Below are 22343 nucleotides of genomic sequence, written 5' to 3'. Positions count from 1 at the left end.
ATGAGCTTTACCATTTTTTACAATCGTCCAATTCACAGTACTTTATATATACTGTTGAGCATTTTATTTACCGATAAACTTGTTCGCTATATTCTATTTAAATTTCATAGCTACTTTAATCAGCATAAAGTAAATGTAATTGAAGCCTTCTTAATGCCTTTTATTACTTTATTCAGTTCATTATTTATAAATATTAAAAAAAACAAACTTGATTTTGAACTGGTGCTTTACAGCTACTACCCGCACCTAAGGCTTCCTTATAGAACATATGTTTATTCAAATATAATACGCTTTATTATTCAGAGCCTATTTTTAATGTTTTTTAAAAATAGGCTTAAAGAAAGCTCATACTCTATAAAAGAAACCGCTGTCGATTACTTTTATAATCGGGTTAGCTACGTGCTAAGGCAGCTACGTTGGTTCGATTTGAAATTAGGGAAATTAATTAGACGCTTACTATCAAAAAATAAAAAAGCTCCAAAAAAAAGTGCCTTCAAAGCTATGTCTGAAGCGCGAATTTGGCAAAATAAGCTTATTAAATATTTAACGCTGGCATTTATTTTTTTCTTATTAGCGATCTTTATAACCATTCCGTTTAGCCTAGAAGCACAAGCTGTCTTTATCAGCTTTATATTAATCGTAGCGTATGCACTTAAACGTGTAAAAGGGCAAATGGCTACCATTGTCATGATCACCCTCTCTGTAACTACTTCTTCTCGCTATTTGTGGTGGCGCTATACCGAAACCTTAAATTGGGGTGACCCTGTTGCACTTACGTTAGGTGCGGGATTATTACTTGCAGAAACTTATGCGTGGCTTGTGCTTATTTTAGGCTTTTTTCAAACAATAAATCCGCTTGAACGTAAACCTATTCCGCTCCCCAAAAATACAGATTTATGGCCCACGGTGGATGTTTATATACCCACTTATAACGAGCCTTTAAGTGTTGTCAAACCGACCACACTTGCGGCATTAAGCATTGACTGGCCAGCAGATAAATTAAACGTTTATATACTTGATGATGGTAAACGCCCTGAATTTGGTGAATTTGCTAAAGAGGTTGGTGTTGGCTATTTAACACGTCCAGATAACAATCATGCAAAAGCGGGTAACATGAATAGCGCTATGCGTTATACCGATGGCGAATACATCGCTATTTTTGATTGCGATCACGTCCCCGCTCGTTCATTTCTACAAATGACAATGGGACAATTTTTAAAAGATAGTAAAGTATGTTTAGTTCAAACACCGCATCACTTTTTCTCCGCGGACCCATTCGAGCGAAACCTTAACAATCACAGTCAGATCCCCAACGAAAACATGCTATTTTATGGGCTTATCCAAGATGGTAACGACATGTGGGATGCCACCTTCTTTTGTGGTTCTTGTGCGGTTTTAAAACGAGAAGCACTTGAGGACATTGGCGGCTTTGCTTTTGAAACGGTAACTGAGGATGCGCATACAGCTCTTCGTATGCAGCGTGCTGGCTATAAAACAGCCTATATTAATATCCCGCAAGCAGCGGGTCTTGCTACCGATAGCCTTTCAGCCCATATAGGTCAACGTATCCGTTGGGCTCGTGGTATGGCGCAAATTTTTAGACTCGATAACCCGTTAATGGGAAAAGGCTTAAGTGTTCCTCAGCGCTTATGTTACATAAATGCTATGCTGCATTTTTTATCGGGTATTCCACGTATAGTGTTTCTAACAGCCCCTTTGGCGCTTATATACTTTAATGCATATATTATTTACGCTCCATTTTTGGCCATCTTTATATATGTCGTGCCAACGCTTATCCAAATAAAAGCGACCAATTCACGTATTCAAGGTAAGTACAGGTACTCATTTTGGGGAGAAGTCTACGAATCAGTACTTGCTTGGTATATATTAAAACCAACCACCGTGGCTTTATTTAACCCTAATAAAGGTAAGTTTAACGTGACAGAAAAAGGTGGTCTAAACGATGAAGAGCATTACGACTGGGGAATTTCTAAGCCTTATCTAATTCTCTTAATCATTAACTTATTAAGTATACTCGTAGGTGTTTCAAGACTCGTTCTGGGCGATCCTAGCCAAATAGGCGTACTGATAATAAGTATGGGTTGGGCTATTTATAATATTATAATCCTTGGCGCTGCAGTTGCTGTAGCGGCAGAAGCCCGACAAGTAAGGCACTCACATCGTATTAAAGCTAATTTCCCGGCAGGTATTCGATTAGCTAACGGACATACCCTAAAGGTTAAAATTACAGATTATTCCGATAATGGGGTAGGTATCGAAACTGAACATGCACACTTATGTCGTGTAAACGATAAAATAGAACTCTTAATGAGCCGTGGTAATAAACAGTTTTCGTTTACCACACATGTATGTAATACCCGTAAAAAACAAATAGGTTTAACCATAAAAGATTTGTCGCTTGAAAAGCAACGTGCTTTCATTCAGTGTACATTTTCAAGAGCAGATGCATGGCTAGATTGGCAGAATAACTTTAGACACGATCGCCCTTCGTATAGCTTTAAAGAAGTACAAAAAACAAGTTTAAGGGGGTTTAGTAATCTATTATTTCATGCGCCTAGGCCATTACAACCTATTATTAAATTTATGACCAATATTGTCATTTACGTAAACTCATTCACTCCAAAAAAACCGATAGTGCATAATAATTATGATTAAAAAGCTACTTAATACATTTCTGACATTGTTACTCATTAGTATTGCTCATCAGGTGATGGCTATAGAGCCCATACATGATAAATCTATATTTATAAATGGGTATCCCGAGAGTGCACAGGTTTCAAGCCTACGTTTAGATTTTGAAGCTTTAGGATTTAATGACTACAAGTTAGATGGTATAAATAATAATTCACGCGTCGATTTTACAAATAGAATTGATAAATTGAGTACAAATTTAAAGCTTAATTTTTCATACACTAATTCGCCTTCATTAATCGCTAATGTGTCGCATTTAAAAGTTTATTTTAACGATAACCTAGTTACTGTTTTACCTATAAACGATGAGTTAAGCGTTGTTAAGAATACGGTTAACCACAGCTTAAGCCTTAACGCAAAATACGTTCAAGACTTCAACCAGGTTCGCTTTGAGTTAGTTGGCTATTATGATTTACAATGCCAAGACTATTTTAACCGCTCTATTTGGACTGAAATAAATAAGTCGAGCAACATCACACTTGACCAAAAGCAATTAGCTATCGATAGCCGCCTGGAGTATTTGCCCGAACCATTTTTTGATACCAAAGACTACGGTAAATTAAATTTGCCATTTATATTTGCAACAACACCAGGCACAAAAGCAATTGAAGCAGCTACGACTTTATCTAGCTGGTTTGGTGCACAAGCAGATTGGCGCGGTGCAGACTTCCCAGTAATCTTAAATAAAGCACCAGAGCAGCATAGCATCGTATTTATTACTAACGATTCTAAACCTGATTTTTTAATAGACTACCCAGATGTTGAAAAGCCAACCATAGAGCTTATCTCAAGCCCTATCCATAGATATAACAAAATGTTGTTAATACTTGGCCGTGATGAAGAAGACTTGAAAACAGCAGTAACTGGGCTTGTGTTTGGGCACAAAATAATGACAGGCAGAAGCGCAAGTATAGAAGCAATTAATAAACTTCCCTTGCGCAAAGCATACGATGCCCCGCGCTGGCTACGAGGTGATCGCCCTGTTCACTTTGATGAATTAATCGACTACCCAACTCAATTACAAGCACAAGGCCTAAATAATGGCCCGATTAAATTAAATATTCGTTTTGCGCCCGATTTATTTACATGGCGTGAAAAAGGCATTCCTATTACGTTGCAATACAGAAACACTCCAGAAAGTGAAACGTTAGATTCACGCTTAAATATGCTTATCAACCAAGAGTTTATTAGTGGTTTTTTGTTAAAAAAAGACGATTCATCACCCTCAACAACAAAAACATTACTGCCATTGATAGCCAATACAGATACAACGCAAAGTGCTGAAGATTTTTCGTTAGACGGTATTAAGCTCGCTAACAGAAACGAGCTTAACTTTGACTTTAGATTTGCAGTGCTGCAAAAAGGAGAATGTCCAGCCGCCCCTCCTGGTGGTGAGTTTGGCGTAATAGATGGAAACTCTAATATAGACGTAAGTGGGTTTGACCATTACATCGCATTGCCTGATTTAAACGTATTTGCTAATAGTGGCTTTCCATTTACTAAATATGCTGATTTACAACAAACTTTAGTGCTTATTGACGAAAAACCAACAACCCAAGTAATTTCGGTACTGCTTAACTTAACTGGGCATTTTGGTGCAATTACAGGCTACCCAACTCACAGAATGAGTGTTGCTCATTTAAATCAAAATGCTGACTTGGATGATAAAGACATTTTAGTGATTGCCAACGCTAGCACCGCAGCTAAAGAACTTGATGAAAACTCGCAAACTAATATTTTATTAAATGGTAATCAACGCGCTATAAAACAAGCTATATACAACGGCGCTTATGATGAAAGTGAATCTGAAAAAGTACAAGTGAGCATAACAAGCACCGGCGATATGGCTGTAATTACAGGCTTTCAGTCTCCGTTTGATTCCGAGCGCTCTATAGTTTCCCTTAGTGCGACGTCTCTAAATGGATTTAACTTATTAGATAGTGCACTAATGAATTCAGAATCCCTTGCACAAATTAAAGGCAGTGCAGTTGTTATTAACTCGCAAGGAATTAAAACAATAAAAACCGACGAGCAGTATTTTATTGGCCATATTCCAGTGCATACCTTAATTTGGTTCCACTTATCGGATCACCCATTCGTGCTTGCACTACTGTCTATTTTAACCCTGCTATTGATCTCATTTATTATATGGCGATTACTACAAGCGCTTACATACAAACGCTTAGCTGAAGGAGATAAATAATGAAATCACTCATTAATGTATTTTTAACTGTGATTGCATTAATTACTTTTAATGCCAGCGCACAGATTGAACAATGTAAACCATGGGGCGCGTGGCAAACATTTAAAAGTAATTTTATAAGCCAAGATGGACGAGTTATAGACTTAGGCAGTGAGCAAAACATTACTACTTCTGAAGGACAATCTTATGCATTATTTTTTGCAGTTGTTGCAAATGATAAAGCAACATTTGATTTAGTGCTTAACTGGACTCAAGAACACTTATCTGAGGGCGACTTAAGTACGCGTTTACCGGCATGGCAATGGGGAACTAATAAAAACAAAGAAAGCGGAATTTTAGATTCTAACCCAGCCTCAGATTCTGACCTGTGGATAGCTTATAGCTTATCGCAAGCGGCAAAGCTCTGGGATGACCGCCGCTACGGTATTTTAGCCGCAGTCCTTGCACAGCGTATAATGCGTGAAGAAACAGCATATATTTCAGGCCTTGGTTTATCACTTTTACCCGCTCCATCAGGTTTTGAATTTGATAAAGAACGCTTTAAGTTAAACCCGAGCTACTCACCTTTGTTTATTTACCAGCAATTTAAAAAGCTATACCCACATTCTCCTTGGCATCAGTTGCATGAAGGCTCAGCAAAGCTTATTTTAGATACCGCAAATAAAGGGGTTAGCCCTGACTGGGTGATGTATGATGCTAATAACGGGTTTTACTATGATAGAAAAACAACTGACTTAGGTAGCTATAACGCAATTAGAGTCTATTTGTGGGCCAGCATGATGGCAAACGATGCACCTTACAAAAAAGAACTTTTAGCACAGTTTAAGCCTTTTATAGAGACAGTTAATGATAGAGGGTATGTACCATTAAATACTTTTGCAAAAACTGGAAAGTCTGAAAAAAGAGGCCCTGTTGGCTTTAACTCAGCGCTACTACCTTTACTTGCAGAAAATACAGATAGCGCTGTTGTAATGGCTATTCAACAAAAGCTAATGGTCGATCAATCATTTACCCGAACTCGTTATTACGACAGTGTACTTAATCTATTTGGTACTAGTGCATTCAATAAACGTTTTTCAATAACAGCAGATGGGACGCTACAACCAGCATGGAGCACTGAATGCCGTTAAGGTTTGCCCTAGCTTGTACATTGGCCCTTAGCTCAGGGTTAAGTGCCAATACAATCAATGATATTGATACACAGTCTGTTGATTGGCTATTAAGCCAAATAAATATTGGCGAAGCACAGCAAAATAAAAAGCTTATTGAAGACAGCTTAGAGAAACTGTTGGCGATTGCCCCTTCCAGAATAGAAACGCAGTGTGCATTAGCGCGATACGACTTTGCTAATAAACAATACAGCAAGGCAAATCAGCTACTTAATAAAATAAATACAGGGGGGTCAATACAACATCCCTGTGTTGCTCAGCTCAGTGCACTTTCAAAAGCCGAAGGTGTTGATAAAGCACGCATTCAGGAGGCTAAGTTATTAGCTCGAGCTGGTAGGTATGAACAAGCAAGAGCTATTTATAATTCATTGTTTAAAGGTGTATACCCTTCTTTGAGCTACGAACTAGAACACTTAAGTTGGTACTCACAAGATGATACACAATGGCAAAGCGTAACAAGGGGTTATAAAACCTTACTAAAAGCTTATTCGAATATAGGTCAAGTAGAAGTTCCGTATGCACGGCACTTACTGAAAAAAAGCCCTACAAATAAAAAAGCGATAGATATTTTAAGCAAATACGGAGCAAGTCCTAATTTTATTAATGAAGTCGAATTTATTTGGCTTGCAACTTTAAAAAGTATGGAGCTTACTCAAAATACAGTTAAGCAGTACCAGCGTTACTTCACTGTTTATCCGTTTAGTAGTAAAGGTAAGCTACAATATGAAGACTTCCAAAGAGATTTAAAAGTAAGACAAGCCTTACTTGCTGATCCTGCATATCAGCTTTGGCGTAAGGGTGACCGCTTACTCAATGCAAAAAAATTAAAAGAAGCTGAACCCCTGCTACTAAAGGCTTTAAAAGGTCGGCCAACCGATAAAGAAGTGATGCGTAGCTTGGGGTATTTATATTTAGCCAAAAGCGACTATAAAAAATCGTATTACTATTTTTTTACCGCTCAAAAATATACACCTAACTTTGATGAGCGTGAAGGACTTAAAGAACTCGCAACTGTTGCGAAGTTTTGGCAGTACATGGCTGAAATGGAAGACGCTATAGAGCAATCCGACTTTGAAACTGCACAGTTAAAACTAAACCTAGCTGAGCAATTAAATTATGACCAAGAAGCTTTCCTTTATAACAAAGGCTTATTGCTAGTTGCTCAAGGAAACTACACACAAGCAGCGGCGGCCTATCAAGGCGCACTAAAAACAAACCCTTTATATGAAAATGCTTTACTTGGCTTATTGAATATTGCGCAGCTTGATCAAAACCAAAAATCAATTCGCAATTTTTATAACTCATTAAATGCTAAGCAGCGAAATTTAATATACCCTTCTTATGCAACTGCAATTAGTAATACTCTAAGAGATAAAGCAAGTGAGTATACTAATGAGGGTGATCTAGAAAAAGCAGAAGAATTACTTAAACAGGCAATTGAACTTTCACCAGAGCAACCTTGGCTTTATTACGATTTAGCCTTTATATACCAACAAAAAGGTCTTACCCAGCAAGCACGTAATTTGTTTAATAATGTATTATGGCAATTCCCGTTAAACTCCCAAATAAGATATAGCCATGCTTTATTTTTACGCTCTATAAATGATTATGAAGGGGCTTTAGATACACTTAAATACATTCCTTTTAAAAACCGAGATGCCGATATTATTGCCCTAGAGCAGCAATTATTGCTCAATGAGTCTCTTACACAAAGTCAGCAATATCTTGATTTAAAAAATAAATCTGTCGCTATTTATCACTTAAGTAACTTAGAAGCGAGAGAGCTAACACCCGAAATGCAAGCCGAGCTTTCAAATAGTTGGTACAAAATTGATGAAAAACTACACGCACTTAAATTACTTTCAAGTGCCCTGTCATCTGATCCATTATTGTCGCCTTATTGGCATATTTTACAAGGCCAATGGTTATTAGAACAAGGTAACAAAGTTGAAATCAAAAGCTGGTTTGAGGATTACGTGTTACCAGAGAGCGCCTCTGAAACCGACACAATTCAATATGTTCAGTTGCAAAATAACTATCTAAACCAGTTTTATACTGGTAGTGATTTGATTGCTAAGCTCAATCAGCTAGATCAAAAATATAAAAATATCCCAGCAACAACTACCGCACTTATTAATGCAAACCTGGCACTAGAACAATATGAAGCAGCTGTGATTTTGTATCAGCGAAAAGTGCAAAGCAATCAAACAATCGAGCCGCAAGCAATGCTTGCTATTGCAAATGCATACAAAGAACTTGGTAACGACTTTCAGGCAAAAGAAGTAACAGAACAAGCAATAACACAAACCACCTCACAAGAGGGTTACTTGCAGCGCCAAATCATGTCATCTTTAAATGAATTAAATTATTCAGGAGATGCGCTTTATTTAGCTAAACAACTTATTGATAAGTCACCAAACGATCAAGAGCTACGTTATTTAGGCGCTCAAGTTGCAAGCAACTTTAATGAATCAGAGCAAGCAAAATCTTGGTATGCACAAACGCTTTCGCCTGAGCGCACCTTAAATGATAAAGAGCTTTACAGCTCACTTTTAAAAATATACGAAACCGACCCCTGGTACATAAATGGTGCTAAGCGTGAGCTAATAAATGAGCAAAACAAAAACCAAGCTTACATTGCTATTGGCGTTAACTTTAGCGGCCAAACAAGTACAGAAAGTGATGCTACACTTGGCGCCGGCTCAGTACCTATTGAAGCTTACTTTCCACTTTGGCAAGGGCAAGGGTTTATAAAAATAGACCCCACAAGTATTAGTGCACAAACAACACGTTTTGATGAACAATTTGCTGGTAGTCGTTATGGCCAAGGTGCCTTATGTATTTTTACCTGTGCAATAGATGAGGTTACCCCGGAAGAAAAAGGTGTTGATGTTGGTATAGGTTGGCAAAATGAAAACTGGCGTGTAGATGTAGGTACAACGCCACTTGGTTTTTTAATTGAAGACATTGTTTGGGGCGTAAATTATGCTGATAGTCTTGGCGACTTTAATTATAGTTTAGAGCTTGAAAAGCGACCTGTAACAAATTCGGTTCTCTCTTATGCTGGCCTTGAGGACATAAACACAGGTGAAATTTGGGGCGGAGTTCGCTCTACAGGCCTTACGGCCAACTTATCACATGACTTGGGTGGCAATTGGGGCTTTTGGTCCAGCGCCGATTTTACCTTATATAGAGGTCAAAATGTCAAAGATAATCAACGCTATAGAGTTATGGGTGGAACATATTACCGAGCAATTAGTAATCAAAAGCGTGAATTAACTATTGGCGCAAGTTTATTGCATTGGGCATATAAGTTTAATCTAAGTCAAGAAACATGGGGACATGGTGGTTATTACAGTCCACAAAACTATGTAGGCTTATCGGTCCCTGTTAGCTATGACGCACGCTGGGGCGATGACTTTGTATACCGCTTAAAAACAGGTTTATCGTATTCACAAACGAGAACCCAAGCCATTGACTTTTTTCCAAATGATACCGATCTTCAACTTCAAGCCTACGATAGAGAGTCGATTACCGGCGTTGACCCCGTATTTGAGGGTGACGACAGTTCTGGCGTATCGTACAACATCGAAGGTAGCTTTGAATATCGTGTAACTCCACACTGGTTCTTTGGCGGCTACTTAGCTATTGATCGCTCAGATTTTTACGAGCCAAACTTTGGCCAGCTTTATATCCGCTATTATTTCAACCCTGTGTACGGCACATTAGAGTTTCCGGGAACGCCAATTATCCCTTACGCTGACTTTTAACGCGGTGGACGGTGATACACCGCGAATACTTCCCCTAGCACTTAGGTATATGTATACTTGAGCGCAATTGTAACTAGGATAAGGGTGTGTCTCTTACCTTGTGGTGTTACAACCATATAGCAAATCATTATCTTAGCTACAAATAATATACTGTTGGTCGAGCATTTTAGTATTTACAAATCCTAAAATAGCTAAAGCAAAAAATTATAAGGCCATCATAACAATACTTAAAGTTAGGAAGTAAATATGAGTTCAGCTCCAGATAGTGGCTGGTTTGGTCACCCTAAAGGACTTTCAACATTGTTCTTCACTGAAATGTGGGAACGAATGAGTTATTACGGTATGCGAGCGATGCTCGTGTTATTTATGACAGCAAGCTTACAAGAGGAAGGCCTTGCCTTTACTGTTGCATCAGCTGCTGCAATTTATGGTTTATACACAGGCGCGGTATACTTTTTAGGTTTACCTGGTGGCTGGCTTGCCGATAGATTGTTCGGTGGCCAAAAAGCCGTTTGGTATGGCGGTATAATCATTATGATTGGTCATATTATTTTGGCTATCCCACATGATTATTCATTTTTTATTGGTTTAATATTTGTAGCAACTGGTACTGGTTTACTTAAACCAAATATCAGTGCAATGGTAGGCCAGTTATACAGTGATGCTGATGAGCGTCGTGATGGCGGTTACGCTATTTACTACATGGGTATTAACATGGGTTCTTTAATAGGTTACTACGTTTGTGGTTACTTTATGGAGAACGTAGGCTGGCACTGGGCATTTGGTGCTGCAGCTGTAGGTATGGCTATTGGCTTAATCCAATATAAACGTACATTAAATAACTTACCAGAGCACAGCGCACTACCTGCTAACCCATTAAGCCCTCAAGGTATTACACGCACATGGGGTGCAATTGCATTATTTGTCGCTATTGTTACTGGCGTAACAATAGCTGCAATGACTGGTGTAATAGTTATAAACCCATCGATTGTAGCCGGTTACACAGCCGTTATATTCACAATTATATTCTTTGTGTATTTCGGTCTTATCTATTTTAAAGGTAAATTAACTGGCGAAGAAAAACAAAGAATGTGGGCACTATTTTTAGTGTGTGTTGCCTCTGCGTGTTTTTGGTCTGGTTTTGAGCAAGCGGGTTCATCACTAAACTTATTTGCCCGTGATTACACTGACCGCCTAATTGGTACGTTTGAAATTCCAACAACATGGTTTCAATCTTTAAACTCACTATTCATTATTGCTTTATCACCATTTTTTGCTGCTCTTTGGATTAATTTATCAAAGAAAATGGTATCACCTACTTACAGCGTAAAATGTGCAATGGGCTTAATTATTATGGCTTCGGGCTTTTTAGTAATGTTCATGGCGGCTCATTACGCTGCTGAAGGTTTAAAAGTGGCACCTTACTGGTTGGTTACTACCTACTTTTTACATACTGTGGGTGAGCTATGTTTAAGCCCTGTAGCATTAAGTGCGGTAAGTAAACTATCGCCTAAGCGCTACACAGGTCAAATGATGGGTGTGTTTGTATTAACTTACTCGATTGGCAACATCATCGCAGGCTTACTCGCTGGTAACTTTGATCCGAATAACGTTCAAGAAATCCCTAACCTATACTTACAAATCGCATTATTTAGCATTGGTGTTGGTATTGTTTTAGTACTTATGAGCTTTAAAGCGAGAGTATGGGAAAAACAAGGGTTAGAAGAAAAAGTAGCTTAAAATTTATTTTTAAAATAAATAAATTTTATTAAAAATCGTCCCCCATAGCCTCTATGGGGGATTTTTCGTCAATTTTCTATGTCACAGCCATGTAAACTGGTATTATCTCCTGATTGATTTTTAACTAATCTTTAGGAAGCAGTACATGCGCTTGTTAACTTTATCTCGCACCACGCTATTAACCTTCTGTATTCTATTTTTGTCTGCCTGTGGTGGTTCAGGCGATCAAGTTACAACTAATCCTAATGATCCAGTAGAGCCTGAGCCAAGCGAATTTACCGTATTTGTAAGTGCTGGTTTAGACGTGAGCCTTGACGAGGGAAGCTTTTTGTTAACGGTACCCGCAAGTGCTGTTTCACAAAATACAGATCTTACTTATGAAAAAGCACTTTTAGATGATGCCAACGCACTGCTAAATATTATTTCTGATATACATGCACTCACTCCAAATACGCTTTCTTTTAGTAATCCAATTACAGTAACCATAAAAATACCCGATGACTATCAACTAGGCGGACAACTCTTTATTGCTCGCCAGTCAGGAGAGTCTTGGACAGTTATTGAAAATTCAATTGTAGAGGATGGTTTTGTAAGCGCTGAAGTTTCTACTCTTGGGACGTTTGCAATAATAATGCAGCGCAACGAAGCTTTTGCTGATATTGGACCTACTTGTGATATTAGTGCAGCTGAGCAATCAGTTAGGTTTATTCATGTTGCCGACTTACATGCAAGATTTGGCTATGAGGAGCAATACTTTAGCCGTATTAAAGCCTACTATAACCAAGCCGCAGCACAAACTCCCCACACATTATTTACTAATGGTGGTGATGACTACGAAAAAGGCACTGTTGCTGAACAGTTATCACAAGGCAGCGCAACTGAGGAAGCAGTAAAAGCAATGCAATTTGACCTGCGAGTGGTAGGTAATCACGACTATGCTTGGGGACCTGAAAAATTATTGAGTTACTCTCAAGATGACAGCGCCATTGTACTTGCAAGTAATACGCGCTACGAGGGTGAACAATTACAAGACTTTGCAGCTGTGGGCTTTGCAAAAGTGCAAGTTGGCTGTATTACCTTGGGTGTATTTGGCATGACCTCTGTACCGTGGAACGAACTAGATGAACCAATAGATCTTGAGCCCATACCTGATTTTATCAAACAGTTCAAAATGAGCTGGCAGTGGCAACAAATAGCGCAAAGTATAGTAAGCCAGTATCAAGACGACGTTGATTACATGGTTATGCTAAGCCATTTAGGTGAAGGCCTTGATATTGATATGGCCACTGATGTGAGTGGCATTGATTTAGTTCTTGGCGGCCACACTCATGGCGGAGAAAGCTATAATACTCTCGATAACGGCGCTGTGGTTATTCAGCCAGATTTTTACGCTAAAGGTATTACCGATGTAACACTTACCTTTAACTTACAAGATAAAACATCGCCCTTAATTAACTATAACACCATTGATACCGACAGTGTGGCTGAGCGTGATGAAGCAACCAAACTCGCAATCGATGAAATTATGGGTCGTTATGCTCCCGATGCTGATACTGAAATTGCTATTTCTGAAAACTACCCTAGCAATTTAGAATTAGCAGAAATAACAGCGTTAGCAGCAGCACATACAAGTGATGTTACCGCAGCACTGCTAAACCCAGATTTAGTACAAAAACGCTGGACCCCAGGTACGCTTACACAGGAAGACTTTCACAAAGCCTATTACGTTGAGAGACAACCTTCTAATACGCCAGGCTTTAACTCCGTATATACAGTTACAGTATCTGGTACTGACTTAAACAATATGTTTGCCAGTCAACCTGATTGGTTTTTACTTAAACCAGATGAAATACAAGCCGATAGCAATTACCAGGTAGCTTTATTTAAGGGTGCTGCGCTCAATCCTGATCTATTTTTTAATGGTGTGACATTCTCGAATGTAGAAGTTATCAACGAAGCATGGTGGCTTCTTGATCAATATGCGCGCTTCAGAACGAGCCAATGCTTATACCTAGATACAGATAATCGTTTGTTTTCATGTGATGATCAAAACGACATTACAGTGTGGAATTTTGATGACGAAAACAACCCACTAACCGCAGACTACGGCCCTTCAGTGTTAAGTTATTTTGATCCTGAAAATACTCTATGGGGGCCAAATAAGACCCAATATAAAACAACAACAGCATTTTCTATTGCAGATTTAAATGATGGACCTTCTGGAGTGATGGCCTTTACTGATCATTCACCTACGCAAGGGCTATTACTAACTTTAAATACTCAAGCTAATGGTGATTACGCCGAGCAAGGCATGGTATCAGACTACACTATAATTATGGACTTATACTGGCCTATTGAAGGGAAGGATATATATCGTCCAATTATTCAAGCAAATACCACTGATTACTTAACTGATGATGCTGACATTTTTATTGACCCCTCTGGTGGCTACGGTCAAGCAACTAGCGACAGCGGTTACTTTGGCACTACCGAGCCTGAAACATGGCATCGCGTAGCATTTGTTTTTTATGCAGCGCCAATAAATGGGGTATACGAAATATACATTGATGGTGAGCTTGTAGGAGTTAAAGAAGATGGCGAAATAAATAGCCGCTGGGCGCTTACGCAAGCCGCATTATTGTTTGCTGATAACAATTTTGAAACAGAGCCAGGCTATTTAAATGCACTTTTATACGCTGGCCACGCAATGACCAGAGATGAAATTAAAAGCATTGGCGGGGCACAATCAAAGCTCATGTTTGAACCTACGACACGCGTTTTAAACCAAACTATTGAACGTCACTATCAAGCAGCCCCTACAGTACAGCCCAATGTATGGTTAGAGCAACGAAACAAGTTTTTTAACAAATACAAGTAATATGTAAACAATTTAATACATGAAAACAAAAAATGCAGTAATATTCAAAGAGGTTTTAATTATTTAAAACCTCTTTTTTATTTATATTAAACAAAAAGTTAAATATTAAGACGTCTATTTAAGCCGACCAATTAAGTCTCTATATATCCAAAGTGTATTGTTAAAAACTAACATTTAAATAAACGTCTTATTTAATTTACAGTTTAACTAATTTCTAAATGCCTCCCTACTCTTTCACAAATTAAAAATCTGGTTGATTATCTAGCCCAACACGCAAACAACACATAGCCGCAGTAGCAATATTTATTGCAGGAGTAATAAAAATGAGTGAAGCAAATAATCCACTAGGTTTAGTTGGTATTGAATTTACTGAGTACGCCACACCCGATGCAGACTATATGGATAAAGTGTTTACTGATTTTGGTTTTTCAAAACTAAAAAAATTCAAAGGCAAAGATATTGTTTACTACAACCAAAACGACATTCACTTTTTACTAAATAACGAACGCGATGGTTTTTCTGCTGAGTTCGCGAAAAACCATGGCCCGGCAATCTGTTCTATGGGCTGGCGTGTTAACGATGCGCAGCACGCATTTGAAACTGCTGTGGCGCGTGGTGCAAAACCAGCAACCAACTCTACATATAAAGATTTACCTTACCCTGCTATTTACGGTATTGGTGACAGCCTGATTTATTTTATTGAGCAATTTGGTGACAAAGGCACTATTTATGAAAGTGACTTTGAAGATTTAGCCAACGCTAATATTGTTGAGGACAAAGGGTTTATACGCATCGACCATTTAACTAATAATGTTTATAAAGGCACAATGGAAACATGGGCTAACTTTTATAAAGATGTTTTTGGCTTTACAGAAGTCCGTTATTTTGACATTAAAGGTCAAAAAACAGCGCTAGTTTCGTATGCACTAAAATCACCGTGCGGTACCTTCTCAATTCCAATCAATGAAGGTAAAGGCAACGACAATAATCAAATTGATGAATACTTAGGCGAATATAACGGGCCAGGTGTGCAACATTTAGCCTTTTTAACAGATGATTTAGTTAGCTCTCTTGATAAGCTTGATAAATCGACCATTGCGACTTTAGATATTATCCCTGAGTACTACGACACTATTTTTGACCGTGTACCTTGGGTTGCTGAAGATAAAGAAAAAATTCGTAAGCACCAAATATTAGTCGATAGCCAAAGTGAAAATTGTTACTTATTACAAATATTTTCTAAGAACCTATTTGGGCCAATTTTCATTGAAATGATTCAGCGTGTTGATGACGGTGGCTTTGGCGAAGGGAATTTTCAAGCGCTGTTTGAATCAATTGAACGCGATCAAGAGCGCCGCGGCGTTTTATAATTATTTGAGTAATTTAAAAGCAGCGATTTTCGCTGCTTTTGTCGTTTCAAATTTAAAATTACAGCGGCAGATTCTACTAAATTCAATAAATTATATCTGTCGCCATGTAGAAAATAAAAAGGAAATGTAATGAGCCTTATTAACGAAACCCATGATATTAATTTAACGAGCTGGGTCAGCTCGGCAAATAATACGGGATCTGATTTCCCTATTCAAAATTTACCTTTTGCAGAGTTTCGTACTAAGGGCACTGATGAGGCGTTTCGTGGCGGTGTTGCTATTGGCGATCAGGTTATTGATTTAGCAAAATTGAGCGTCTTAAATATTTTTACCGGTGATGCTAAAACTGCGCTTGATGCGGCAAGCGAATCAACGTTAAATACATTGATGGGCCTTGGCCAACAATATTGGTCTGCACTGCGTTTAGCGCTTTCAAAAGTACTTCGCGAAGGCGCACAGCAACAAAAAGAAATTGAAAGTACATTACTATCCCAAGCTGATATAGAGTTTTCACTGCCGTGTCGCATTGGTGATTACACTGACTTTTATACCTCGATTTACCATGCAACAGCCGTTGGCAGTTTATTCCGCCCAGATAACCCGTTACTGCCTAACTATAAATGGGTACCCATTGGGTATCATGGCCGATCATCATCTATTGATGTATCAGGACAAAAGTTTCATCGCCCTAAAGGGCAAACAAAGGCACCTGATGCAGAGGCCCCTTCTTTTGGTCCATGTAAACGCCTAGATTATGAGTTAGAACTTGGTATTTACTTGGGTAAAGGCAACGCACTTGGCGATGCTATTGCCATTGAAAATGCTGAAAATCATGTATTTGGTTTTTGTGTATTTAATGATTGGTCAGCACGTGATTTACAAGCCTGGGAATATCAGCCGTTAGGTCCATTTTTAGCAAAAAACTTTGCATCAACCGTATCGCCTTGGATTGTCACCACAGAAGCACTCGCCCCTTATAGAACAAGCTGGACACGTGATGAAAACGATCCGCAACCTATGGAGTACCTAGAATCTGCAGCTAACCGCGAGCAAGGTGCATTTGACATTCAAATGGATGTTAAAATTCAGACTGAAAAAATGCGCAGCGAAGGCCACTCACCTACCCACGTATCAACCTCTAGCTTTAAGCACTCTTACTGGACAGTGGCACAAATGGTCACGCACCACACAGTAAACGGTTGTAACTTTATGCCAGGTGATATGCTGGGCTCTGGTACGCAGTCAGGCCCAACACATGAAGAAGCAGGCTCTTTATTAGAGCTTTCTCGTGGTGGTAAAGAAAAAATAACACTCAGTAATGGCGAACAACGCAGTTTTTTAGAAGATGGCGATAACGTGATTATGCGCGGCTGGTGTGAAAAATCAGGTTTTGCACGAATTGGGTTCGGATCTGTAGAAAGCACTGTTTTAGCTGCAAAATAATTAAAACGTAAAAAATCACATTTTATAAGGGCTGCCTAGGGCGTGTTGATCTTTGCGGATTGAAATTTGTTCAATCTAGGGGCGATTAAATCGCGGCGCGAGGTTTGTAACCTAGTGGGCTAAGTAAAAACCGAGTAACAAAGAGTTTATCGCCCCTAGGCAGAACCCGAAGGGCAGCGCATGTTTGGCATTTATGCTGCGTTATCGCCTATTAATGGGGAATAACCACACTTCATAGGCTCCGCCTTGCCTAAAAACCAAACATGCTGCTGCAAATTCAACCATCACAGATCAACACGCCCTAATAAGCAGGCCTTTTTTATTAATTTTTGAACAGTTACAATTTTTTTCTGGCTTTTTAAACTCAGGTTGATACATTAATCCGGTTAACAGCCAGTATTTATATGCCATGTCATTATCTTTAAAGTCTTTTTATAAAAAATTATTCCCCGCTAGACAGCTTCTTATCCGCCAAAATGGCGAAGTTAAGCATGTTGTTTTAGCCTCTTGGTTGCAACTTTTCATAGTAACCCTGCTTTTAGCGACTGTAGTTTGGGTGAGTATTTCTAGCTTTCGTGTTTATACGCAAACAAATCAAATTTCAAACATCGAAAAGAGTCAATTAAGTAAACAAACTCTTTGGCAGCAAAAAGTCAGTGAGCAACAAGCCTTACATGCAAAACAATTAGAAAAACTGGCTGTGCTTGAGCAAAAGCAAGCGCTACTGCAAAGCATGATAGAGTCACTCCCTGCCTCAATTAGTAAAGAGACAATTAAAATTGAAGATGAGCTTGAGTCGCCAATTAACGATGATAATGGCGAATTTCATGAGCCATTAGTCGATGAAGAACAAAAAACTAAACATGCAAATTTGATTAATACCACTACATTTGCAGCACGCGCTAAGCAGTTAACACAACATTACGAAGAGAATTTTTCGCTTCTTGATAGCGAAATAGATAAACGCCACAACACTATTATTGCCATGCTTAAAGGCGCAGGGCTTGAGTCTGTCTTAGAGCAACATTTAACATTAAGCGCTAAAACAGCTGCGCAAGGTGGCCCACTTAATTTATTTGATGAAGCAAAAATTCCTACGCAATTTTTAGCCATTGCCGATAAGCTATTATTATTAAATAACCTAGAAAACTTTTTAACTGAGCTACCAAACTCACTACCGTTAGATGCTGCAAAATACTACATATCAAGTAATTTTGGACTTCGTAAAGATCCAATGAACAGCCGCAGAGCATTTCATAAAGGCGTTGATTTAGCAGGTTGGCACAAAACAAAAATATTTGCGCCTGCAGACGCTGTAGTCCTTCGTGCTGGTCGAAACGGCGGTTACGGTAACTTTATAGAGCTTGAGCACAAAAATGGCTTAGTAACTCGCTTTGGGCACTTAAATAAAATTAAAGTTAAAAAAGGTCAAACCATTACTAAAAATGATGTCATTGGCTTAATGGGCAGTACTGGCAGAAGTACAAGCACGCACTTACACTATGAAGTACTAATTGATGGCAAGCACGTCAACCCTCTAAAAATAACAAAGGCGCTTTCTCTTGTTCGGTAAAAAAAAGCAAAATACAAATAATACTAGCTTAAAAAGGGTTAACCACACACCTTCAATTATATCTGAAGACGTACGCTTAACAGGTACTCTAACTAGCCAAGGTGAAGTTCAGCTAGATGGACGTATTAACGGTGACATTAAAGCTGAACACTTAGTTATTGGCTCAACGGGTATAGTTGAAGGCATCGTTGAAGCTAAAAGTGTCATCGTAAAAGGTAAAATTATCGGCTCACTTAACGCAAGTGAAGTTAAAATTCAAAGTAGTGCACACGTACACGGAGATGTCTTTAACGATACGCTAAGCATAGACGCCGGTGCTATTATTGAAGGCAGTTTAAAACAACGATTTGAAAAAGAAGAGCCTGAGCTAATAAGTAATGATTCAAAACCTGCAAAAGAAGTAAAAACATTACTCGATGATAGCGATAGCGACTTATCGTTTGTTAATAAACAAGCCGCAGAAAAAAATAAGTAAAGTTAAGCGCTATTTTTTTTCAGTAATATACATTGTAATATCTGCTGTAAATACCAATTCATTGCGGGTATTATAAAGCTTGACCGGAACAACTAAATCTTCTTTATCTACCCACTCATGCGGTAAGTCAATCTCAGCAATTGCTGTCACATCAGTATCTACTTTCGCTAAATATTGAACAGTCATCCCTTTTGGGATCCACCGATGTGTTTTATAAGGAACAGTGGCATCAACCATTACGCCTGCACACAGTTCAGCTAAGTTACACTGTGCAATAGCATGAATAGTCCCAATATGATTGTGTACGCTGCGACGATTTTTTACTACCGCGCTACAGTGCCCTTCTTTTAAATCAAGTATATACGGTTTCATTGAGCCAAAATAAGGCGCTTTAAAACATACCGCTTTACTAAAGAGCCAATTCCCATATGGCAGGCTTTTAAATTTTTGCCATGTTTTTAAAAGTGCGGATTTATTACTCATTATTATTTCCAAACATTTATATATTTTTCAAAATTAACACATCAGACCAGTTTAAAAAAGATAATTAAAGCGTCTATTTGTAGCTAATTAAGTAAAAAATACGAATGACGACGTATGCAGGGGTCATAAGCCCTTTCTTTTTTATGGGTGGACACCTAAAATACCCAGCAAAAGGAGACTCAATGCAAACACGCCCAGCTAAACCAAATTTAGTTTTACTGCTCATCTTAGCGCTACTCGTTATTTTTTGCCCTATGGCAATCGATATTTATTTACCTGCCTTTCCTACTATCGCAGAGCAATTTGCTGTATCAGAGCAACAAGTACAACAAACCGTCGCTATTTTTATGTTAACCGTGGGCCTAGGGCAGCTAATTGCAGGGCCACTTGCTGATAAGTTTGGTCGAAAACCAGTCGCTATAGTTGGGGTTAGCCTTTATGCGGGTTCGGCATTGCTTGCCTACTTTACACCTTCGTTTGAAATATTAATGGTTGCACGTGCGCTACAGGGCTTAGGTGCGTGCGCCACATTTGTGGTTGCGTTCGCTATTGTGCGCGATAAATATGGCAGCGAACGCAGCGGGCAAATGATCACCTACTTAAATGGTATTGTGTGCTTTATACCCGCTATGGCCCCTATTTTAGGTGCTTGGTTAACCGTGCAATTTGGTTGGCGAATGAACTTTATGTTTTTAACTGCTTTTGCCATTGTCGGTTTACTCGTTACTTTACTTTTTTTTAGAGAGACACGCCCTGCCGATAGCCATTATCAAGGTCATATTTTAGATTTACGTCGCTTTAAACCAATTATTAAAACCCCAGTGTTTTTGTTTAATAGTTTACTGTGTATGGTCGCGATGTCAGCCATATTGGTATATGTGACACTCGCCCCTGGCTGGATCATTACCTATTTAGGTGGCACTGTTGGCGACTTTACCTTTTGGTTTACTCTAAATGCGGTACTGAGCATAGTGGCAAGTTTTATAACGCCTATGTATATTAAGCGCAATAGCCAACGAGCACTGCGTTTAGGGGTAAGCCTATTGGTTTTTTCAGGTATTTTAATGCTTGCATTAAGCCATATAGAAACCGCATTTGCTCTTATGTTACCCATTTTAATTTCAGCTTTAGGTTTTGCGTTAAGTTTAGGCTCTGCAGCAGGTATGGCTCTTTCAAGCTTTCCTAAGCAAGCTGGTACAGCGTCTGCATTACTTGGGGCAATGCAAATGAGTGGAGCAAGTATGCTGGTATTTTTAACTCAATTTTTGGGGCTGAGTACACCTTGGCTAATTGCATTTCATTTATTGCTGTTAGCACCGCTGTGGCTTATTTTAATGAGTAAAAAAGCCCATACGTTACACCCTGCTAAAACATGATCAATCCCGATTTTTTAGTTTCTTTTTTATTGGCTAGCTTTTTAATGGCTGTCGCACCTGGGCCATCAAATGCTTTTCTAATGGCGCAAACTTTTGCCAATGGTAGAGCGGCCGGCATGCAAAGTGCTTTTGGGTTTGCTTTAGGTGGGGTTGTACATACCTTTTTTGCCGTGATTGGTTTAAGCGCAGTGCTAAAAGCCTCTGCCATGGCTTATAGCGCAGTGCAATATGCTGGTGCTGTTTACTTATGTTATTTAGGGTTTATGATGATCAAGGGCACATTAAAGCGCCCGACTTCCATGGCCGACTGCGCTGGCGAAGAAAAACCGCACGTTAGTACAAGTAAAAAATCTAACGTAATGTTTCAGGCTATGATGACTGAAGTGTTAAACCCTAAAGTTGCGTTGTTTTTTATTGCGTTTATACCCCAATTTGTAGATCCAACTTTATCATCAGCTACTTTTCAGCTCGCTTTTTTTGGTTTGCTCTATCCTATTTTTGCTTTTCCGATTGACTGCACGTATATTTATTTTGGCGATAAAATTGCCCAGTTTTTCAGGAATCATCCAAACAGTCAGCTTTGGATTGATAGAGTCACCGGTATAGTGTTTATTGCGCTTGCCATAAATTTATTATATTAATTACAAATAATTAGTATTGCTTAACTAATAATAAGATGCAGCATGGAACAAAAAACACAGTCGTTACCAGCAAATAAAAATATTGCCTTAGTTGCCCATGACGGTAAAAAAGCCGCATTAAAACTATGGTGTGAAAAGCACAAAAACGCTCTTAGCAAACACACCCTTTATGGCACAGGTACTACAGGACATTTAATTGAAAAAACCACCGGGCTTGATGTCATTCAGTTATTAAGTGGCCCAATGGGCGGCGATCAACAGTTAGGTGCAAAAATTGCTGAGCATGAGATTCATGTATTAGTGTTTTTTTGGGATCCGTTGGCATCACAACCACATGACCCAGATGTGAAAGCTTTGCTACGTTTAGCGGCTGTTTGGAATATTCCGGTAGCGTGTAATGAAGTGAGTGCAGATATGCTATTAAGTTCACCACTGATGGATACTGAACTTGAGCGAACTTTGCCAGATTACGAAAAATACCTCGCAACCCGACAAATCAGTCTTTAAAAT

14 protein-coding genes are annotated in these 22343 nt (G+C 38.8%); 13 read left to right on the top strand and 1 reads right to left on the bottom strand.

The window, feature by feature from the left end:
• From bcsA to J8L73_RS03225, 10 genes are all read left to right on the top strand, one after another.
• Complete coding sequence (gene bcsA / locus J8L73_RS03270) at window positions 1-2676, top strand: UDP-forming cellulose synthase catalytic subunit (protein WP_211000022.1); 2676 nt, start codon at window positions 1-3, stop codon at window positions 2674-2676.
• The gene (bcsB, locus tag J8L73_RS03265) at window positions 2669-4915 is read left to right on the top strand and encodes a cellulose biosynthesis cyclic di-GMP-binding regulatory protein BcsB (protein WP_211014804.1); all 2247 of its coding nucleotides are present in this window, start codon (window positions 2669-2671) and stop codon (window positions 4913-4915) included. The genes bcsA and bcsB overlap by 8 nt, the downstream gene beginning before the upstream one ends.
• Entirely contained in the window at window positions 4915-6045 is a 1131-nt protein-coding gene (gene bcsZ / locus J8L73_RS03260) for a cellulose synthase complex periplasmic endoglucanase BcsZ (RefSeq protein ID WP_211014801.1), read from the top strand. Before bcsB ends, bcsZ begins: the two co-directional genes overlap by 1 nt.
• Complete coding sequence (locus tag J8L73_RS03255) at window positions 6036-9854, top strand: cellulose synthase subunit BcsC-related outer membrane protein (protein ID WP_211014800.1); 3819 nt, start codon at window positions 6036-6038, stop codon at window positions 9852-9854. The genes bcsZ and J8L73_RS03255 overlap by 10 nt, the downstream gene beginning before the upstream one ends.
• 246 nt (window positions 9855-10100) lie before the next feature.
• Window positions 10101-11594 carry a peptide MFS transporter gene (locus J8L73_RS03250; protein WP_211014797.1) on the top strand — a complete coding sequence of 498 codons (1494 nt, stop codon included), beginning with the start codon at window positions 10101-10103 and terminating at the stop codon, window positions 11592-11594.
• A 145-nt stretch (window positions 11595-11739) separates the two neighbouring features.
• Entirely contained in the window at window positions 11740-14472 is a 2733-nt protein-coding gene (locus tag J8L73_RS03245; protein ID WP_211014796.1) for a metallophosphoesterase, read from the top strand.
• Window positions 14473-14795: 323 nt separating this feature from the next.
• On the top strand, window positions 14796-15842 hold the full coding sequence (hppD, locus tag J8L73_RS03240) for a 4-hydroxyphenylpyruvate dioxygenase (protein WP_211014794.1): 1047 nt from the start codon (window positions 14796-14798) through the stop codon (window positions 15840-15842).
• Between the two features lie 129 nt (window positions 15843-15971).
• The gene (gene fahA, locus J8L73_RS03235; RefSeq protein ID WP_211000029.1) at window positions 15972-17285 is read left to right on the top strand and encodes a fumarylacetoacetase; all 1314 of its coding nucleotides are present in this window, start codon (window positions 15972-15974) and stop codon (window positions 17283-17285) included.
• A gap of 409 nt (window positions 17286-17694) precedes the next feature.
• Complete coding sequence (locus J8L73_RS03230) at window positions 17695-18858, top strand: M23 family metallopeptidase (RefSeq protein ID WP_211000030.1); 1164 nt, start codon at window positions 17695-17697, stop codon at window positions 18856-18858.
• Window positions 18848-19333: a polymer-forming cytoskeletal protein gene (locus J8L73_RS03225; protein WP_211000031.1), complete on the top strand. Its 486-nt coding sequence runs from the start codon at window positions 18848-18850 to the stop codon at window positions 19331-19333. The genes J8L73_RS03230 and J8L73_RS03225 overlap by 11 nt, the downstream gene beginning before the upstream one ends.
• Window positions 19334-19342: 9 nt before the next feature.
• Here J8L73_RS03225 and J8L73_RS03220 read toward each other — a convergent pair whose 3' ends face one another.
• Window positions 19343-19816 carry a hotdog fold domain-containing protein gene (locus J8L73_RS03220; protein ID WP_211014792.1) on the bottom strand — a complete coding sequence of 158 codons (474 nt, stop codon included), beginning with the start codon at window positions 19814-19816 and terminating at the stop codon, window positions 19343-19345.
• A 182-nt stretch (window positions 19817-19998) separates the two neighbouring features.
• Between J8L73_RS03220 and J8L73_RS03215 the strand changes: the two genes are divergently transcribed.
• From J8L73_RS03215 to J8L73_RS03205, 3 genes are read left to right on the top strand one after another with little or no spacing between them, the layout of a single operon-like run.
• The gene (locus J8L73_RS03215) at window positions 19999-21192 is read left to right on the top strand and encodes a multidrug effflux MFS transporter (protein ID WP_211000033.1); all 1194 of its coding nucleotides are present in this window, start codon (window positions 19999-20001) and stop codon (window positions 21190-21192) included.
• Window positions 21189-21833 carry a LysE family translocator gene (locus tag J8L73_RS03210; RefSeq protein ID WP_211014790.1) on the top strand — a complete coding sequence of 215 codons (645 nt, stop codon included), beginning with the start codon at window positions 21189-21191 and terminating at the stop codon, window positions 21831-21833. Before J8L73_RS03215 ends, J8L73_RS03210 begins: the two co-directional genes overlap by 4 nt.
• 42 nt (window positions 21834-21875) lie before the next feature.
• The gene (locus J8L73_RS03205) at window positions 21876-22340 is read left to right on the top strand and encodes a methylglyoxal synthase (protein ID WP_058547341.1); all 465 of its coding nucleotides are present in this window, start codon (window positions 21876-21878) and stop codon (window positions 22338-22340) included.
• The last annotated feature ends 3 nt before the right edge of the window (window positions 22341-22343 follow it).

The organism is Pseudoalteromonas sp. MMG006 (assembly GCF_018101025.1).
In the GTDB taxonomy this organism is placed as follows: domain Bacteria; phylum Pseudomonadota; class Gammaproteobacteria; order Enterobacterales; family Alteromonadaceae; genus Pseudoalteromonas.
This window is presented reverse-complemented; position numbering and strand designations above follow the sequence as displayed.

Coding starts and splice junctions, on each gene's coding strand:
- bcsZ (WP_211014801.1), top strand. CDS start 4,915: ATGAAATCACTCATTAATGTATTTTTAACTGTGATTGCATTAATTACT.
- J8L73_RS03220 (WP_211014792.1), bottom strand. CDS start 19,816: ATGAGTAATAAATCCGCACTTTTAAAAACATGGCAAAAATTTAAAAGC.
- J8L73_RS03250 (WP_211014797.1), top strand. CDS start 10,101: ATGAGTTCAGCTCCAGATAGTGGCTGGTTTGGTCACCCTAAAGGACTT.
- J8L73_RS03205 (WP_058547341.1), top strand. CDS start 21,876: ATGGAACAAAAAACACAGTCGTTACCAGCAAATAAAAATATTGCCTTA.
- J8L73_RS03245 (WP_211014796.1), top strand. CDS start 11,740: ATGCGCTTGTTAACTTTATCTCGCACCACGCTATTAACCTTCTGTATT.
- bcsB (WP_211014804.1), top strand. CDS start 2,669: ATGATTAAAAAGCTACTTAATACATTTCTGACATTGTTACTCATTAGT.
- J8L73_RS03230 (WP_211000030.1), top strand. CDS start 17,695: ATGTCATTATCTTTAAAGTCTTTTTATAAAAAATTATTCCCCGCTAGA.
- hppD (WP_211014794.1), top strand. CDS start 14,796: ATGAGTGAAGCAAATAATCCACTAGGTTTAGTTGGTATTGAATTTACT.
- J8L73_RS03210 (WP_211014790.1), top strand. CDS start 21,189: ATGATCAATCCCGATTTTTTAGTTTCTTTTTTATTGGCTAGCTTTTTA.
- fahA (WP_211000029.1), top strand. CDS start 15,972: ATGAGCCTTATTAACGAAACCCATGATATTAATTTAACGAGCTGGGTC.
- J8L73_RS03215 (WP_211000033.1), top strand. CDS start 19,999: ATGCAAACACGCCCAGCTAAACCAAATTTAGTTTTACTGCTCATCTTA.
- bcsA (WP_211000022.1), top strand. CDS start 1: ATGAGCTTTACCATTTTTTACAATCGTCCAATTCACAGTACTTTATAT.
- J8L73_RS03255 (WP_211014800.1), top strand. CDS start 6,036: ATGCCGTTAAGGTTTGCCCTAGCTTGTACATTGGCCCTTAGCTCAGGG.